Genomic DNA, 17,054 nt, shown 5'->3' with positions numbered 1-17,054 from the left:
TGATGAGAGCAGAAATTATGGAGTTTATAAAGGCTGATGAGGATTTATCTCGTTATATTAGAGAGCAACCGTACTGGTATAGAAAATTAACACGAAATCCTGAAGAAAAAGAGGCTTTTGAGTTAGCGGCGATGCAACATTTCAAAAAAACGATACCAGATAAAGTGGAAAAGTTTCAAAATCAATTGGCCGTTGCTTCGATCATGATTGATATGTTTCAGTATATGAAGCAACAAAACGCAACCTAATTGGAAGTGAAAAATATGTCCGTCATGCAGAACTTTTGTTACAATAGAAGTTGATTATTTAAAAAGGAGTTGCAGCATGACGGAAATTTGTTTAGTACGACATGGACAAACTGATTGGAATTTTCAAGAAATTATTCAGGGGCGAGAAGATATTCCGCTTAATGAAGTTGGTAAGAAGCAAGCGAGTCAAAGTGCAGCTGCTTTACAAGAAGAAACGTGGGATATCATTATAAGTAGCCCGTTAATTAGAGCGCAAGAAACGGCTAATGAAATCGCAACGGCAGTTGGATTACAATCGATTTTATTAGATGAGCGATTTGTTGAACGGAATTTTGGAGAAGCTTCAGGGAAGCCGGTTGCGGCTGTTAGAGAGTTGATTGCTGAGGGTAAAGTAGAAGGTATGGAGCGAGATGAAGAGATTGTAGCTCGTTGCTTTGCTGCTTTAGAAGATGTTGCGACAACTCATTTTGGCAAACGTATTATTATTGTTGCTCACTCACACGCGATAAAAGCGATTTTACATGCCATTGAACCAGATGAAATTACATTTAAGACACCATTAAAAAATGCGTGTATTAGTTATGTGAAACAAAATAGTGGAAAATGGGATGTTCTTAAATATAATATAGCGGAACATATTAATGTATAAGTGTGTACGGATATAGTGTAAAAATAGTTACGTTATATCTTTCTTTTGAGTAAGTCACTTCAATTAGTAGTTCTAATCTAAATGTGGTATGATGGATACTCGGAGGTGTCTCTCATGATTGTAGCGACGCTAGAAAGCGTATTAATATTAGATAAGGCAGAGCAGCTTGCAAAAGCGATTATCTGTTCAGATATAGCAGAAGATTATCGTAAGTATTATAGAGAATTACATGAAGATATGGAACTTCAGACGCTAATTCAGCAATTTACAGCGATGAAAGAACGGTATGAGGAAGTACAGCGTTTTGGAAAATACCATCCTGACTATACTACCGTGTCGATGAAAATGAGAGAATTAAAGCGTTCTGTGGACTTACATGATAAGGTTGCAGCTTTTAAAAGAGCAGAAACTGCTTTGCAGAAGTTATTAGACGAAGTTAGTGTAGCAATCGGTTCGGAAGTGTCTTCTTCCATTAAAGTGCCAACAGGAAATCCATTCTTTGATGCTGGTGGCTGTGGTGGAGGTTGTGGTACTGGCGGAGGTTGTGGTTGTAAAAAAACGGGGTGATGTACCCCGTTTTTTAGAAGTTGGAAGAAAACGTATACAGAGTTTGTCCTGTAATGTTATAAATTTCTGATTGGTTTTCATAGAATATAAAATATATGTTTTTAAAAGGAGAAGATGGAGAAGATTATGTTCGGGCAACGACAAAGTATGATTGTTTATTTACATTCATTGAAACATGCCAAGATTTTAAGGAAATATGGTAACATACATTACATATCAAAACGATTAAAATATGCTGTAGTATATTGTGATATGGAACAAATTGAGCATATGATGCATAAGTTGAACAAACTTCCTTTTGTGAAAAAGATAGAACAGTCGTATCGCCCGTATTTAAAAACGGAATTTGAAAATTCCCGTCCTGATCGAGCAAAAGAATACGATTATAGCTAATAGAAAAAATCCCCTGCTAAATTTAGCGGGGGATTTTTCACTTGAAATAACGTGTTATTTCATCGGAGGAATGAAATTGTTCATTCGTAAAATACCAATTAAATGATTAAAAAATAGTTCTTTTTCTGGGAAAGTTGTAGATGGTTTTACAGTAAAGGTAGCCACTTTTTTCCCGAGTTGTTCTGCCGTTTCTTCAAATAAAATGACACGTTTACTTTTTTTATTTTCAAATACAGGAATGCCTTCACGACATATGTATAATGGTTGGAAATCACCAGTAGTAGTTGGTTTTAATATTACAACAAGCGAACACACTTTTTTATCGTTTTTTATCGTTTCAAATTGTAACATATGTGCTATACGTTCTTGATTTGTTTTGGCAATTTCAAGTAATTCATATAAATCAGAGTAGCCTTCTCCAAGTTCTATAAAGCGTTGAATCATATCTTTTCCTCCTCTTTCTTTTACTGTACCATTTCACTTTTTAAATGAAAAGCACACAAAGAAAAAAAACCCTGCATAGCAGGGCCCTTCTTATACTAGCATGTACTAGTAAGAAGGCAAAGGGAGAGGAGAAACCGGAGGAAGAACTTATGGGGAAACGTAAGTCTTCTCCGCGGTTGGCAACAACATCGAAGGTGATGTTGTTATAATTATTTATGTCCAATCTAAATGAAGATATACATAATGAAATTAAATTTTATGTTGGGCTTTTTATTTTTCTTTTTTTTATTTTGTGATAGGATAAAAAAGATAAAGTGGAACTAATATACATATTGGGTTCATATTAGTGAATGATGAGATGAATACATAAAAATAACGAGAGGTTATTTGAGGCCGAGTTTTTCTATAGTTAGGTGAATGTGGTTTGTTAACGGTTACCGAAGTGGGAATGGCTTTCTATAATCGCTCGATAGATTGAAATAAAGGTAGTGACAACAGATGAGAGTAGTTTCAGGAAAATGTAAAGGACACCCACTTAAAGCGGTTCCTGGTAATACAACACGTCCAACGACAGATAAAGTAAAAGAATCTATTTTTAATATGATAGGTCCTTATTTTGATGGTGGTATCGCCCTTGATTTATTTGGTGGTAGTGGTGGTCTTGGAATTGAGGCTTTGAGCAGAGGGATCGATAAAGCAATTTTTGTTGATCGGGATAGTAAAGCGATAAAAGTAATTCATCAAAATTTAGAAAGTTGTAGAGTACAGGAACAAGCTGAAGTATATCGAAATGATGCTGAACGTGCAGTAAAGGCGTTAATAAAACGTGAAATGTCATTCGATCTTATATTAATAGATCCTCCATATAAAGAGCAAAAAATTGTATCTTTAATTAGTGTAATGGATCAACATGGATTGCTACATAGTGATGGATTAATTATGGCAGAGCATGGTAATGATGTAGTTTTACCTAATTCAATAGGAAGGCTTGTAAAAGTACGAGCTGAGAATTATGGGATTACTGCAATATCGATTTATAAGTATGAAGGTGAGGGGACAGAATGACAAGTATAGCTATTTCTTCAGGAAGTTTTGATCCAATTACCCTTGGGCATCTGGATATTATTAAAAGGGGAGCAAAAGTATTTGATGAGGTGTACGTAGTCGTTTTAAACAATTCATCAAAAAAACCATTCTTTTCAGTTGAAGAGCGATTAGAACTAATTCGAGAAGCGACAAAGGATATCCCGAATGTAAAGGTAGATTCGCATAGTGGGCTATTAGTAGAGTATGCAAAAATGCGTAATGCAAATGCAATATTACGTGGTTTACGAGCAGTTTCTGATTTTGAATATGAGATGCAAATTACTTCTATGAATCGAAAATTAGATGAAAATATTGAAACATTTTTTATTATGACAAACAACCAATATTCATTTTTAAGCTCGAGTATTGTAAAAGAAGTTGCGAGGTATGGAGGAAGTGTAGTGGATCTTGTACCTCCTATTGTAGAGCGTGCTTTAAAAGAAAAGTTTCAAACCCCGTTAAAGTGAACGGGGTTTTTCTTTATACGTGCGCAAAAATAATAAAATAACATATAAGTATAGACAAAATAATGTAAAAATTGGTCCATAATGTATAAAAGATGTCCAAATTTCATGTAGTATAGAAGGATGCTCGGATAAAAATACAGGAATATCTTTTGGCATAGGTGAGAAAGAACTCACTTTCTCATAAAATGGTGTCCAAAATACAAATGTAAAAATAGGGGCAAGAATACTTTGAATAATTCGTGCGAAAAAATAGGGTTTAAATCGGATATCTGTTTCAGCTAATATACTAGCAACTTGTGCCTGAATAGAAAGGCCGCTAAATGCTAAAATGAAGCTTGTTACCATAGCTTGTTGTAAGAGCGGTGTTTCATTTATTTGACTAATCATTTGGCTTCCGAGTGTCATTTCGAAAATACCTGATAATATAGGTATACTAAAATCTGTACTTAGTTGGAAGAATGATAAAATATGTTGCATAATAAAAGAAAGAGCTGCTGTAATGTGGAATACAGTAATCATTTTATTTAACACAGAGAATAAAATAATAAATCCGCCAATCATAAGTAATGTTTGAATAGAAGAAACAATGGCATCCCCAAGTAATTTACCAATTGGTCTTTTTTCTTGTAAGCGTGTCTCGTGAAGAATTAAAAAAGGGTTTTGAAAGCGACGTTTTTTTGTAGTGTGTGTATTATTTTTGTAAGCGGTATTATCGCCGTAAAAACGCATAATTAATCCGACAGCAAAGTTACTGAAATAATGGGCAGCGGCTAATATAATTCCTAATTTCGGATTATTAAAAAAGCCGATAGACACAGCACCGAAAATAAAAAGTGGATTGGAAGAATTTGTGAAAGAAACGAGGCGCTCCGCTTCAATCTGAGTTAAAAGATTGCTTTTTCGTAGTCTAGCGCTTAATTTGGCGCCTGCAGGGAAACCAGAAGCCATTCCCATCGCCCAAACAAATCCGCCTATCCCTGGAACGCGAAAAAGTGGGCGCATGAGTGGTTCTAATATAACGCCAATAAATTTTACAACACCGATACTAATTAGAAGTTCCGCAATGATGAAAAACGGTAGTAGTGAAGGGAATACAACTTCCCACCATATATTTAACCCGCGAATAGAAGCTTGCAAAGCGGCTTGGGGGTGGAGTACAAGAGAAAAGGTTAAAAATAGCGTTGATATGGTAAGGAAAGCGGTTTTCCATTTTTCATACATGTAAGTAAATCCCCCTTTGTCCCAAAAAACGTTCATTTCAGTATACGTGGATACGTAGTGAATTTAGACCATAAGTATGAAAAAGGAATGAAAAAAATTAAAGGGTGAGAAAAATGAAAGAACCAAAGATTGGTTTAGCACTTGGGTCTGGAGGAGCGAAAGGGTTTGCTCATATTGGTGTAATAAAGGTTTTAAGGGAAGCGGGTATCCCTATTCACATGATTGCAGGAAGTAGTATGGGGGCGCTAATAGGTACGTTTTATGCGGCAAGTAGTAACGTTGAAAGATTGTATAAATTGGCATCTGTTTTTAAGCGGAAGTATTATTTAGATTTCACGGTACCGAAAATGGGATTTATTGCTGGAAAACGTGTCAAAGATATGATTAAAATGTTTACATATAATAAAAATTTAGAAGAGTTAGATATCCCGACGGCTGTTGTGGCTACTGACATATTGAAGGGGGAAAAAGTGGTTTTTACAAGTGGGCCAGTTGCAGATGCGGTGAGGGCTAGCATATCTGTTCCTGGAGTGTTTGTACCAGAAAAAATAGATGGAAGATTATTAGTGGATGGTGGAGTCATTGATCGCATCCCAGTATCGGTTGTGAAAGAGTTAGGGGCCGATATTGTTATCGCTGTTGATGTATCTCCAATTAAGGTGAATGGCGATGTTACGTCCATTTATGACGTAATCATGCAAAGTATTGAAATTATGCAGCATGAGCTTGTAATGAATCGGCAAATTGCATCGGATTTAATGATGCGACCAGCTGTAGAGCAATTTAGTTCACGTGCTTTTACAAACATTGAAGACATTATTCGAGTTGGAGAAGTAGAAGCAGAAAAACATGTTTCAAATATTTATTTATTAATTGAGCAGTGGAAGGAGAAACATAATGTTTAAGCGTTTTCGGTTTATATATGCAATCTTAATAGGGGTTATATTGGCGATGTTACTTGTTTACGTACGTTTACCGTATTATATAACAAAACCAGGAATGGCTGCCAAATTAGAGCCTTATGTTCAAGTTGAGGGTGGAACGAAAGAATCTGGTGATTTTATGCTTGTTACGGTTTCAATGGGACCAGCAAATGTGGTGAATTTAATAGCGGCACAGTTTAATAAATATACACATATTTCGAAAGCGGAAGAAATATTGCAAAAAGGTGAGAGTGATGAAGAATATCAATTTCGCCAAAATTATGCGATGAAAGATTCGCAAAATGCAGCAATTTATAATGCATATAAACGTGCAAATCGCTCAGTATCTTTTGAAAATAAAGGTGTATTAGTTGCTGGTGTGGCAAAAGGAATGCCGTCAGAAGGAAAGCTTAAGCTTGGTGATGTTATTATAGCTGTTGACGGAAAAACATTTGAAAAGACGGAGCAATTTATTGAATATATGACAGGGAAAAAAGAAAACGATGCTGTAAGTATTGAGTACATGAGAAATGGAAAACAATTGAAAGAAAATTTAAATGTAAAGACGATTCCTAATGGGAATGGGCGTGTCGGCATAGGTGTTTCTATCGTTACGGAAAGAGAATTAGTGGTCGATCCGAAAGTGAAAATTAATTCTCATGAAATTGGTGGACCATCCGCAGGTTTAATGTTCACATTAGAAATATATAATCAACTTGTGGAAGAAGACTTAACGAAAGGACATGAAATAGCTGGAACAGGTACAATTAATGAAAAAGGAGAAGTGGGCCCAATTGGTGGTATAAATCAAAAAGTGGTGGCTGCTAGCGATGCCGGGGCTGAAGTGTTCTTTGCGCCAAATGAAAAAGGTGCGGAGAAATCGAACTATAAAGATGCACTTGAGACTGCAAAGGATATTAAAACAAAAATGAAAATTGTACCAGTAGATACGCTGGATGATGCGTTAACATATTTAGAAAAGATGGATAAGGAAAAAACCTCTCTGAAATAGAGAGGTTTTTTTATAGGAATTTTGTAGTTGTTTCATCATAGCGAACAGGATGGTGTGTTATATCCTGTTTTAATAGTTGTGTGCGTAACGGTTCGTGCATGATGGAGAAATATACAGAGTTTGCTTTTTTCTCTATATCTAAAGCGGCATGGTCGAATGTTTTTGTATGAGTAAGGATTGGAAGTTCGATTTTTTTCTTGTTTTTTGAAAGGTAAGTTTGTCCTTTTTGTGACATACCTAGCAGGCGAATATATGGTGCGTGTTGTTCTATATTTGCGCTACGTATTTCCTCTTTTGTTGTGTTTGTTAAAATGTGTGTACAAGCTCTTTGTAATCTAGTCCATGTATAACGTTTTGTTTTTAATGCTTCCATGAATGAATAGAAGGAGGAACTGTTTTGTATTTTTGATAAAATACGATGCTCTAAACCTTCTTCTATTTCATATATATGTCGTAAGTCCCCTGGAGACATCGTCATGAGTCTATATTTAAAAAATGAAAAGTATTGTTCCCAATTATGTAATATCCCATAGTTTTGTTTGTAATTTGCTAAAAGCGAAGTGGTTGCCTGTGGGAGAAAAGGTTCAATTGTTGTAAATGATCCTTCTTCGCTAAAGAGTTGTTTTCGGATGCTTGTCGCGCTTGCAATATGTTGGTCATTAAATGTTTCATCATGATAATGAGAGGCAAATCTTTTTATAGTTTGAGCTTGTATAGAGCTATTTTGTGACAGAATTGCTTTCATATATTGGAAGCCTAAAATATTATTTGGTTGTGACATATCTATGTTTTTTTCAGATGTTAAAATGTGTGAGAAAGCATCCGATGTTGCTTTTGCATAACTATTACCAGCGTCCATGAATTGTTTTACAAGGCAGTTAAAAGTCTCATCTTCGTTTTTTTGTACGGAGATGGTATTATAAAAATTTTCGATTTGTCCATCCTCACTACCGAAACAAATTTCAGAAACACGTAGGGCATTTAAAATGGAAATAGCACCATTTGCGAAGGTTTCAGCCTTTTGTGTTGCAAAGACGTATGGAAGCTCTACAACAAGGTCTACGCCGTTTGCTAAGGCCATTTTAGTGCGATACCATTTGGAAATGAGTGCGGGCTCACCACGCTGTAAAAAAGGACCACTCATAACGGCAATTATTATATCGGATTGTGTTAACTTTTTTGTCTGTTGCACATGATAAAGATGACCGTTATGAAAAGGGTTATATTCAACAACAATACCACCAGCTTTTATGGTAATCTCTCCTTTCGATGTAGCATCTTTTTGAAAAACGTGATACTCTATATATTATTTACTATGATGACTTCATTATAGTGTAAAGAAAAAACATTGACAAATATAAAATGGCTAGCTATAATTTTGTTTGTTGCCTTGAGGTGATATGATATGAAATGGTCCATCCATCAATTGAATAAATTGAGAAATAAAGGATTGACATTGGATGAGATGGTAGATGTAAGTGAGCTAAAAGAGGTCGAGAAAGATATTCGTGAAATTAATCCTGTTCATGTAACGGGAAGAGTTGATTTTGGCTCCGGTAAGTTTACGTTTCATCTACATATAACTGGAAGCATGGTTTTACCATGTTCTCGCTCTTTAGTAGATGTGACATTACCATTTGACATTAAAACAACTGAGGTGTTCCAAACTTCACAAGAAGAATTTGAAACTGAAGCTGAAATTCATTCTTTAGAAGGAGAAGTACTTGACTTACTGCCCGTAATCAAGGAAAATATACTTTTGGAGATTCCAATGCAAATTTTCAGTGATGATGTTTCTGGTGGAGCACCGACGCAAGGTCAAGACTGGCAAGTGATTTCGGAAGAAGACAAAGAAAAGACTGTTGATCCAAGATTGGCAGGACTTGCAAAGTTTTTTGACAAATAATCGGAAGACTGGTTCAGGCCTTCATATGAAAATAACTATTTCTTTTAAGGAGGTGGGAAGAATGGCTGTACCTTTTAGAAGAACTTCTAAAACAGTAAAAAGAAAGCGTCGTACGCATTTCAAATTATCAGTACCTGGTATGGTAGAGTGCCCAAGCTGTGGTGAAGCGAAATTAGCTCACCGTGTATGTAAAGCATGCGGTACTTACAAAGGTAAAGAAGTAATCAGCAAGTAATTGCGGGAAAATAAACGCAGAAGGTATCTTCTGCGTTTATTTTTTTTGTCTTAATCTTTAGTTGTTGTATTCTATCTTTTCTAGTAACTGCATATGCTTAATAAAAAATGCATAGGGAGGACTAGAGAGATGGCGACAACAAGACAAGATGCTTGGACTGATGATGAAGATTTGCTTCTGGCAGAAGTAGTACTCCGGCATATTCGAGAAGGTGGAACACAACTTTCTGCCTTTAAGGAAGTGGGGAAAAATTTATCTCGTACACCAGCAGCATGTGGGTTTAGATGGAATTCTTACGTAAGAAAGCAATATAAAGAACGTATTGAGGAAGCAAAGCAACTTCGTAAAGTAGAAAATTATGAAGTGAAAGAGACAAAGGTGTTAGAACCTACGTCAATTACGTTGAATGATGTTATTGATTTCTTGCAAAATTATAAAGATGAAAACTCTTTAACGGTGTTGCAACAACAAGTTGAATCATTACAAACAGAAAGAGAGCGTCTTCTGGAGCGATTATCAGTATATGAAGAAGAGTATAGAACACTACTTGATTATATCGATCAAAAAAGAAGTGTAATGGTAGCGGAAAGAAACAATGCTCGCTCGAATGAGAAGTTAGAGAAGCTTAAGAAATAAAAAACAGCTGTTATACAGCTGTTTTTTTATTTCTTAAGCCGATTCTTCGTTTGTAACCGCATTCAAATTTGCTTCTGGATGCCAAATATAAAAATCTCCATCAGTTACTGATACGGGGTTGAAATTTAATTTATCCCAAAAACCAGCTGAATGAATACGTGCTATCGTTTTAATAGGAAATTGCATTTGTTTCGCATGATTTACAAGCATTTGCCCGAATCCTTGTTTTTGAAAAGTTGGTAATACTTCAAGTTTATAAAGTTCTAGGTAGGGACCTGTAATTTCGAATGGTTCTCCGCCGTTTCTTTTCATATATAGACTCATACGTGCGATTAGTGATCCGCCATAATAAATACCGTAAAATGGAGATTCACTGTCGTTTTCAATAATGTTTGCTTGTAATTCTTCCAGCATAGATAGTTCCTGGGCTCCGCACCCTTTAAATTTTTTGAATTCATCTAACGTTTTATAATTGATGAGCAAGCGCTCAACTTTTGGGAATCCCATTACATCACATCCTTTTCTTGTCTCGTTGAATGCAGAAAAGTAAAAATATTTATAATAATAGTATAACTCATTTTTTTATTTTTATGAAGAAGATAGTATATTTCTTTTTTTATTTTTTTGAGGATTTGCTAAACTAAGAGTAGAAGCGTATTAATAGGTGGTACATACATAGTGAAAAATGAGAGTATATTTGTTGGGCAGAGGACAGCGGAATTATAGGGCGTGCTCAGGTGCTTTAAAAAGATATAAAGGGGGGAAGGCAAGGGCACTTAGTGTGAATTCCTTGTGTGAAAATGAAAATTGGAATTGTCGGACCAGGTGCTATTGGTCTATTGTATACATTTTATTTACAAAAAAATAACCAAGATGTTACGTTGTTTACAAGAACAGCTAAGCAAGCTGAAGAATTAAATGAAACAGGTGTAACTTGTATTAGAGATGGAAGATGTGAAACAGTATATCCATCTGTTTTACCGATAGAAAGTATGGTAGCGCAAAATTTAGATTATATATTTATTGCTGTGAAGCAATATCATATAGATGACGTACTACCGTTTGTGGAAGGGGCATCATCATTAATCTTTTTGCAAAACGGAATGTCGCATCTTCAAAAGATGCTGAACATAGGGAGTAAAAATATAGCTGTTGGTATTGTAGAACATGGTGCGAAAAAAGAGGGAGGGCATATCGTTCATCATACTGGGATAGGGGTAACAAAATTTGGAGTGGTTTGTGGTCAATCTATACATTTTAAAAAAATATTCAATTATTTTCCTGTTGCTTATTTTCCAGTTCAAATAGAAACGGATTGGGAAGAGATTATGCATAAAAAATTAGTAGTAAATGTATGTATCAATCCGTTGACAGCGCTATTGGGAGTTAAGAATGGTGAATTAATCACGAATCGTTTTTTTTATCAAATGATGGAGCAAGTGTTTCAGGAGGCAGCATTTCTTATTAGAGGAGAAAAAGAAATGGTATGGCAAATGGTACGAAATGTGTGTGAAGGAACGTCTCGTAATACATCTTCTATGCTAGCGGATGTAAGAGCGAGTAGAAAGACGGAAATTAATGCGATTGTTGGATATGTATTAGAAGAAGCTAAGAAACAGCAACGACCAGTTCCGACACTTCAATTTTTGTTCGATGCAATAAAAGGTTTAGAAACAAGAGTATAAGTGTTATTCTTTGCTTTTACGTGAAACATTGACTACAATGTGGATTGGTGAGAGAACTGGATACGAAAGGAAGAATTATATGGAGATAAAAGAAATCTCTGTTCCGCAACAAGGTATTGTAGCGGACTATATGAACGGTAAAAAAGAGATACAGTCATGTTTTGATTATATGTTAACAGAAGATGCTTTTAAACAACGTTTACATGATTTGCGTGAAAGGGAGTTTTTCCGCCAAGATTTAGTAGCGCATTTATTAGAATATAATACAAAATTACAAGCGGGAGAATCTACACTTCAAAATGTAAAAGCGCTTGGAGATGAAAATACATATGTTGTTATAGCTGGACAACAAGCGGGGTTATTAACTGGACCGCTTTATACAATTCATAAAGTTATTTCAATTTTACAGCTTGCAAAGGAAAAGGAAGAAAGTTTAGGAGTTAAAGTTGTCCCTGTCTTCTGGATTGCGGGTGAAGACCATGATATGGATGAGATTAATCATACTTTTGTAGCGAAAAATAAAAAGATGAAAAAAACTATTTTTTATGACCGTAATCCGAAAAAGGCAAGTGCTTCTGAGTCTGAACTTTCTGTGGAAGATTGTAGAAATTGGATTGAAGAGATTTTTAAAACATACCCAGAAACAAATTTTACAAAAGATGTATTAAAATTTGTTGATGATGCTTTGAAAAAATCGAATACGTATGTAGATTTCTTTGCTCATCTTATTACGAAAATCTTTGCTAATTCTGGTTTAATCCTTGTTGATTCACATCATCCTGAATTAAGAAAGTTAGAAATTCCATTTTTCAAGCGAATTATAAGTAAGTATAAAGAGGTGCAAGAGGGCCTTCGTAATCAGCAGGAAGTAATTAAAGAACTAGGATACAAACCGATTATTGAAACGAAGTCTCATGCAGTGCATATATTCATGGAAATAGATAATGAACGAGTATTGCTTGAAGAGCATCAAGGTAAGTTTGTTGGAAAGGATGGGGCGTATTCCTTTTCATACGAAGAGTTGATTGAAGAGATGGAGAGAAATCCGGCACGTTTTAGTAATAATGTTGTAACACGTCCTCTTATGCAAGAGTATGTATTTCCTACGCTCGCATTTATTGGAGGTCCAGGGGAATTAGCTTATTGGAGTGAATTACAACAAGTATTCCATACTGTCGGTTTTCAGATGCCACCTGTCGTTCCTCGTCTTACAATTACTTATGTGGAGAGAGATATAGCGACAGATTTATTCGATCTGCAATTGAGAGAAATTGATCCGTTTTTAAATGATGTCGATAAACTGCGTGAAAACTGGTTGTCTAATCAAATAGAGGAACCGATTGATGATCATTTTGAAAAGGCGAAAAAAGAAATTGCCGATATTCATACATCTTTACAGCAATTTGTAAAGAAAATAGAGCCAGGGTTAGGTGCGTTTGCAGGGAAAAACGAATTGAAAATTAATGAACAAATTGAACTGTTGGAAAGAATGTTGAAAAGAAATGTTGAGAAAAAGTATGAGGTTCAGCTAAATAAATTCCGCCGTATACAATTCGCACTTCGTCCATTAGGTGCGCCGCAAGAACGTGTGTGGAATGTATGTTATTATTTAAATCAGTTTGGTTTGGATTTCGTTGATCGTGTAATGGAAAAACCTTTTTCTTGGGACGGAAAACATCATGTTATAAAACTATAAAATCTTGCTCTTTGGAGCAGGATTTTATTTTTATTCCGTTGAATTTACTGTGAAGTGATTTTTTTCTGAATTATCAATCAAAAAATGTTAGATATGGCAATTGTGTTGGATACTTAAATATATGACAAAATAGCACAAAATGTAAACGTATTATTCGCTTTTTCGACAGTTTTTTATTTAAATTCCCGCAAAAGATGATAAAATTTAGTATATAATAAAAGAAAATAGCGATTTGTATAGTATGTTGCCTTTGTTGGTAAGTTAAATGAGTCGTTCTTTCGTATTATTTCATTCTCTAAGCGTGAAATATGTGTTTAGAGGAAGGGATACATTCAACATAATTAATTGGAAAAAGAGTAGGTGCAACAATGTTTAAACACGTAACAGTGCTTTTAAAGGAAACAGTAGACGGCTTAGATATAAAGCCAGATGGTACATATGTAGATTGTACACTGGGGGGAGGAGGACATAGTTCTTATTTATTATCCCAATTAACTGAAGGTGGAAAATTAATAGCGTTTGATCAAGATGAGATAGCGATTCAAAACGCGAAAGAAAAGTTCTCTTCATACGGTGAACAGTTTATAACAGTAAAGAGTAACTTCCGTTATTTAGCTGAAAAACTGCAGGAAATAGGTATAACAGAAGTAGATGGTATTTTATTTGATTTAGGTGTTTCATCCCCACAATTAGATACACCAGAACGAGGCTTTAGTTATCATCATGATGCACCGCTAGATATGCGGATGGATCAAGATGCCCCATTAACAGCGTATGATGTTGTAAATAGCTGGTCATATGAACAACTTGTAAGGATTTTCTTCCAATACGGTGAAGAGAAATTTTCAAAACAAATTGCAAGAAAAATTGAAGCTTATCGTGAGAATAAAGCTATTGAAACGACAGGAGAATTAGTAGAGCTAATTAAAGAAGGTATTCCGGCTCCAGCTCGTAGAACGGGTGGGCATCCTGCTAAGCGAGTGTTTCAGGCAATTCGTATAGCTGTAAATGATGAATTAAAAGTATTTGAAGAAGCATTGGAATCTGCTATTGAGATGGTTAAGCCAGGTGGAAGAGTTAGTGTTATAACATTCCATTCATTAGAAGATCGTATTTGTAAAACAACGTTTAAGCGAAATAGTACAACGCCACAATTGCCGCCAGGATTACCGATTATTCCTGATGAATTTAAGCCGAAATTAAAGCTTATTACAAGAAAACCGATTTTACCTTCTGATATAGAGCTAGAAGAAAATAATCGTGCGCGTTCTGCGAAGTTGAGAATCGCTGAAAAACGATAAAAGGGAGAGAGAGGTATGACTAATTTAGCTGTAAAGTACAAACAACAAGCGCAAGAAGAGGTGCAAATTCAAACGCCCCCACAGCAGATGGCTAAGCCGAAGGTTAAAGCGAAAATTACAAGAATCGAAAAACTGTTGTATGTAGCGTTTATTGGCTTTTTATTGTATGCCTGTGTCGCGTTTATTGGAAATAAAGCAGGCCTTTATCAAGTTAATGTAGAAGCAGCGACGATAGAAGAAAAAATTGTACAGCAGCAAAAAGAAAATCAAGAATTACAAGCTGAAGTAGAGAAGTTAAGTCGCTATGAACGAATCGCTGAAGTTGCAAAAAAACACGGGCTAGAAATTAATGCGAATAATGTGAAAGGCCTCAAATAAGGCAATAGGTGTGAAGGAACGATGAAGAAGAATATGACTAAATTTCATACCAATAAGGGAGCAGGTTATTTTATGATATTTTTCCTCCTGCTCTTTTTGCTGTTATTAGCCCGATTTTTTTACATACAATCAACAGGAACAGTTCATAATCAGGATTTAGATGCACTTGCTAAACAAAAGCATAGTAAAAAAGGAGTTCTTGAAGCGAACCGAGGAACCATTTATGATCAAAACGGTCATGTGTTAGCGCAAGACGCAAACTCTTACAAAATGGTAGCTGCACTAAAAGGTGCTAACTCAGTTGAGAATAAAGAAGATACTGCAAAGAAAATTGCAGGAGTACTTGGAAAAGGCGAAGAGGATATTTTAGCTTCTTTAAATAAGGAAGGTAGAAGTCAAGTCGAATTTGGAACGTTAGGCAAGGATTTGACGAAAGAAAAGAAGGAACAAATAGAAGCGTTGAAGTTGCCGGGAATATCTTTTATTACAGAAAATGCAAGGGTGTATCCAAACGGTGATTTTGCATCTTACGTTATAGGTCATGCAAAACCAAATGAGAATGGAACCTCGGTAGGTCAATTTGGCATAGAGAAAAGCTTGGATAAATACTTAAGTGCCTCGAACGGAGAAGTAGCATATACAGGTGATCGTAAAGGTGTGTCCCTTGATGGGGGAAAAGTTAATGTAAAGGCACCTAAAAATGGAGATAACGCTTATTTAACAATCGATCAACGTGTCCAAAGTTATTTAGAAGACGCGATGAAAGCAGCAAGTAAGCAATATGAGCCAGAAAGTTTAATAGGGATTGTTGCAGATCCGAAAACTGGGAAAATATTAGCGATGTCTACTAAACCTAGTTATGACCCTAATGATCGTCAAATTAAATATTTCTTCAATGACGCAATTGCCAATGCATTTGAACCTGGATCAACAATGAAAATTTTCACGTTAGCGGCAGCTATTAATGAAGGTGTGTACAAAGGCCAAGATTATTATCAGTCCGGGACATATCAAGTCGGAAATAGGAAAATAAAAGATCATAACGGTGGTGCTGGTTGGGGCTCTATCACGTTTGATGAAGGGGTAGAGCGTTCTTCAAACGTAGCGTTTGCAATTTTAGGAGATCAAAAACTTGGTCCAGAACGTTTCCGAAAATATATTCATAGTTTTGGATTAGATGAAAAAACGAACATTGATTTATCAGGTGAAGGATCGAATACAATTTTATTTGATCAGCAAATACAACAAGTGACAACAGCTTTTGGACAAGGTTCCACTGTAACACCAATTCAGCTTGTACAAGCTGCAACGGCCATTGCAAATGATGGGAAAATGATGAAACCTTATGCAATTGATAAAATTGTAGATCCGATAACAGACAAAGTAAAATTAGAACATAAGCCAGAAGAAGTAGGAAAACCTGTTACAAAGGAAACAGCAGCGCAAGTAAGACAATTATTAGAACGTGTTGTTACATCTCCGAAAGGTACAGGGACAGCTTATAAAATTGATGGATATTCAGTTGGTGGTAAAACAGGTACAGCGCAAATTCCGGATGGAAAAGGCGGCTATATGACAGGGAGACAGAATTATATATTCTCATTCTTAGGTATGGCACCAATGGACGATCCACAACTTGTTGTGTATGTAGCTGTTAAACAGCCTAAATTAAAAGATGATGAGAACGGTGCACAACCGTTAGCTGATATTTTTAAATATGTAACAAAAAATAGTTTAGAGTATTTAAAGATTAAGCCAAATGAAGTTAAAGATCCGAAAAAACATCTGAAAGAACAACAAACTACTGTTCCGGATGTAAATGGTAAAACGATGGCTGAAGCGGGGAAAGCGATTGATAAAGCAAAACTTCGTCCAATTGTACTAGGTGAAGGGAAAGTACAGCAACAAGTACCAAAAGCGACTGAACAAACATTAAAAGGCGACCGAGTCTTCTTGGTAGGAGATAAGCCTACAATGCCAAATATACAAGGATGGGCACTGCGTGATGTTATGAATTTAGCGAAGACATTACAGCTTAACTTGAAACCTTCTGGTACAGGATACGTAACAGAACAAAGTGTGGCGGAAGGAACATTATTACAACCTGGTACAGAATTAGGTGTCACACTCGTACCGCCACTCGAACCACAGCAAGAAGCAGAAAAGCCGTAATGGTAAAAGAGAATAAGTTCTAATTAAATAAGTAC

General features: G+C 35.7%; 20 protein-coding genes. 16 read left to right on the top strand and 4 right to left on the bottom strand.

The features are described from left to right. Nucleotides 1-2 precede the first annotated feature (2 nt). The 4 genes from DN407_RS19425 (at nt 3) to DN407_RS19410 (ending at nt 1,857) form a co-directional block, all read left to right on the top strand. The gene (locus DN407_RS19425; RefSeq protein ID WP_001200990.1) at nt 3-248 is read left to right on the top strand and encodes a YlbE-like family protein; all 246 of its coding nucleotides are present in this window, start codon (nt 3-5) and stop codon (nt 246-248) included. A 76-nt stretch (nt 249-324) separates the two neighbouring features. After that, nucleotides 325-897, top strand: coding sequence for a histidine phosphatase family protein (locus tag DN407_RS19420; RefSeq protein ID WP_000134947.1), 573 nt, complete (start codon nt 325-327; stop codon nt 895-897). 114 nt (nt 898-1,011) lie between these two features. Then, the gene (locus DN407_RS19415) at nt 1,012-1,464 is read left to right on the top strand and encodes a YlbF/YmcA family competence regulator (protein WP_000634366.1); all 453 of its coding nucleotides are present in this window, start codon (nt 1,012-1,014) and stop codon (nt 1,462-1,464) included. A 126-nt stretch (nt 1,465-1,590) separates the two neighbouring features. After that, on the top strand, nt 1,591-1,857 hold the full coding sequence (locus DN407_RS19410; protein WP_002082261.1) for a YlbG family protein: 267 nt from the start codon (nt 1,591-1,593) through the stop codon (nt 1,855-1,857). 54 nt (nt 1,858-1,911) lie between these two features. Here the strand turns inward: DN407_RS19410 and DN407_RS19405 are convergent, their stop codons facing one another. Next, entirely contained in the window at nt 1,912-2,301 is a 390-nt protein-coding gene (locus DN407_RS19405; protein ID WP_000616017.1) for a DUF7147 family protein, read from the bottom strand. A 498-nt stretch (nt 2,302-2,799) separates the two neighbouring features. On the opposite strand from DN407_RS19405, the gene rsmD reads away from it, so the two are divergent. Both rsmD and coaD read left to right on the top strand, forming a co-directional pair. Continuing rightward, nucleotides 2,800-3,366 (top strand): 16S rRNA (guanine(966)-N(2))-methyltransferase RsmD, encoded by a 567-nt coding sequence (gene rsmD / locus DN407_RS19400; RefSeq protein WP_001266979.1) that lies wholly within the window; start codon nt 2,800-2,802, stop codon nt 3,364-3,366. Further along, entirely contained in the window at nt 3,363-3,854 is a 492-nt protein-coding gene (gene coaD, locus DN407_RS19395; protein ID WP_000200601.1) for a pantetheine-phosphate adenylyltransferase, read from the top strand. The genes rsmD and coaD overlap by 4 nt, the downstream gene beginning before the upstream one ends. On the opposite strand, the gene ylbJ is transcribed toward coaD, so the two are convergent. Further along, nucleotides 3,846-5,075: a sporulation integral membrane protein YlbJ gene (ylbJ, locus tag DN407_RS19390; RefSeq protein ID WP_000273083.1), complete on the bottom strand. Its 1,230-nt coding sequence runs from the start codon at nt 5,073-5,075 to the stop codon at nt 3,846-3,848. The genes coaD and ylbJ overlap by 9 nt on opposite strands. A 113-nt stretch (nt 5,076-5,188) precedes the next feature. Between ylbJ and DN407_RS19385 the strand changes: the two genes are divergently transcribed. Together DN407_RS19385 and DN407_RS19380 are read left to right on the top strand one after the other, a co-directional pair. Next, nucleotides 5,189-5,980: a patatin-like phospholipase family protein gene (locus tag DN407_RS19385; RefSeq protein WP_000662590.1), complete on the top strand. Its 792-nt coding sequence runs from the start codon at nt 5,189-5,191 to the stop codon at nt 5,978-5,980. Then, nucleotides 5,973-7,010 carry a SepM family pheromone-processing serine protease gene (locus DN407_RS19380; RefSeq protein ID WP_000476280.1) on the top strand — a complete coding sequence of 346 codons (1,038 nt, stop codon included), beginning with the start codon at nt 5,973-5,975 and terminating at the stop codon, nt 7,008-7,010. The genes DN407_RS19385 and DN407_RS19380 overlap by 8 nt, the downstream gene beginning before the upstream one ends. 10 nt (nt 7,011-7,020) lie before the next feature. Here DN407_RS19380 and DN407_RS19375 read toward each other — a convergent pair whose 3' ends face one another. Further along, complete coding sequence (locus tag DN407_RS19375; protein ID WP_002062184.1) at nt 7,021-8,202, bottom strand: nucleotidyltransferase; 1,182 nt, start codon at nt 8,200-8,202, stop codon at nt 7,021-7,023. A gap of 213 nt (nt 8,203-8,415) precedes the next feature. Between DN407_RS19375 and DN407_RS19370 the strand changes: the two genes are divergently transcribed. From DN407_RS19370 to DN407_RS19360, 3 genes are all read left to right on the top strand, one after another. Then, entirely contained in the window at nt 8,416-8,916 is a 501-nt protein-coding gene (locus tag DN407_RS19370) for a YceD family protein (protein WP_000872149.1), read from the top strand. 61 nt (nt 8,917-8,977) lie between these two features. After that, the gene (gene rpmF / locus DN407_RS19365) at nt 8,978-9,151 is read left to right on the top strand and encodes a 50S ribosomal protein L32 (protein ID WP_001984764.1); all 174 of its coding nucleotides are present in this window, start codon (nt 8,978-8,980) and stop codon (nt 9,149-9,151) included. Between the two features lie 129 nt (nt 9,152-9,280). Continuing rightward, complete coding sequence (locus tag DN407_RS19360; protein WP_000246468.1) at nt 9,281-9,787, top strand: RsfA family transcriptional regulator; 507 nt, start codon at nt 9,281-9,283, stop codon at nt 9,785-9,787. Nucleotides 9,788-9,820: 33 nt separating this feature from the next. On the opposite strand, the gene DN407_RS19355 is transcribed toward DN407_RS19360, so the two are convergent. Then, nucleotides 9,821-10,294 carry an N-acetyltransferase gene (locus DN407_RS19355; RefSeq protein WP_000506692.1) on the bottom strand — a complete coding sequence of 158 codons (474 nt, stop codon included), beginning with the start codon at nt 10,292-10,294 and terminating at the stop codon, nt 9,821-9,823. A 293-nt stretch (nt 10,295-10,587) separates the two neighbouring features. Between DN407_RS19355 and panE the strand changes: the two genes are divergently transcribed. The 5 genes from panE (at nt 10,588) to DN407_RS19330 (ending at nt 17,019) form a co-directional block, all read left to right on the top strand. Next, nucleotides 10,588-11,472 (top strand): 2-dehydropantoate 2-reductase, encoded by an 885-nt coding sequence (gene panE, locus DN407_RS19350; protein WP_002101275.1) that lies wholly within the window; start codon nt 10,588-10,590, stop codon nt 11,470-11,472. A 79-nt stretch (nt 11,473-11,551) separates the two neighbouring features. Continuing rightward, nucleotides 11,552-13,168 (top strand): bacillithiol biosynthesis cysteine-adding enzyme BshC, encoded by a 1,617-nt coding sequence (gene bshC / locus DN407_RS19345; protein ID WP_149216598.1) that lies wholly within the window; start codon nt 11,552-11,554, stop codon nt 13,166-13,168. Nucleotides 13,169-13,536: 368 nt separating this feature from the next. Beyond that, entirely contained in the window at nt 13,537-14,469 is a 933-nt protein-coding gene (gene rsmH / locus DN407_RS19340; RefSeq protein WP_000472508.1) for a 16S rRNA (cytosine(1402)-N(4))-methyltransferase RsmH, read from the top strand. Between the two features lie 15 nt (nt 14,470-14,484). Next, nucleotides 14,485-14,847, top strand: coding sequence for a cell division protein FtsL (gene ftsL, locus DN407_RS19335; RefSeq protein ID WP_000182804.1), 363 nt, complete (start codon nt 14,485-14,487; stop codon nt 14,845-14,847). Between the two features lie 21 nt (nt 14,848-14,868). Continuing rightward, entirely contained in the window at nt 14,869-17,019 is a 2,151-nt protein-coding gene (locus DN407_RS19330; RefSeq protein ID WP_000739958.1) for a penicillin-binding protein, read from the top strand. The last annotated feature ends 35 nt before the right edge of the window (nt 17,020-17,054 follow it).

The organism is Bacillus sp. JAS24-2 (assembly GCF_008274905.1).
In the GTDB taxonomy this organism is placed as follows: domain Bacteria; phylum Bacillota; class Bacilli; order Bacillales; family Bacillaceae_G; genus Bacillus_A; species Bacillus_A cereus.
This window is presented reverse-complemented; position numbering and strand designations above follow the sequence as displayed.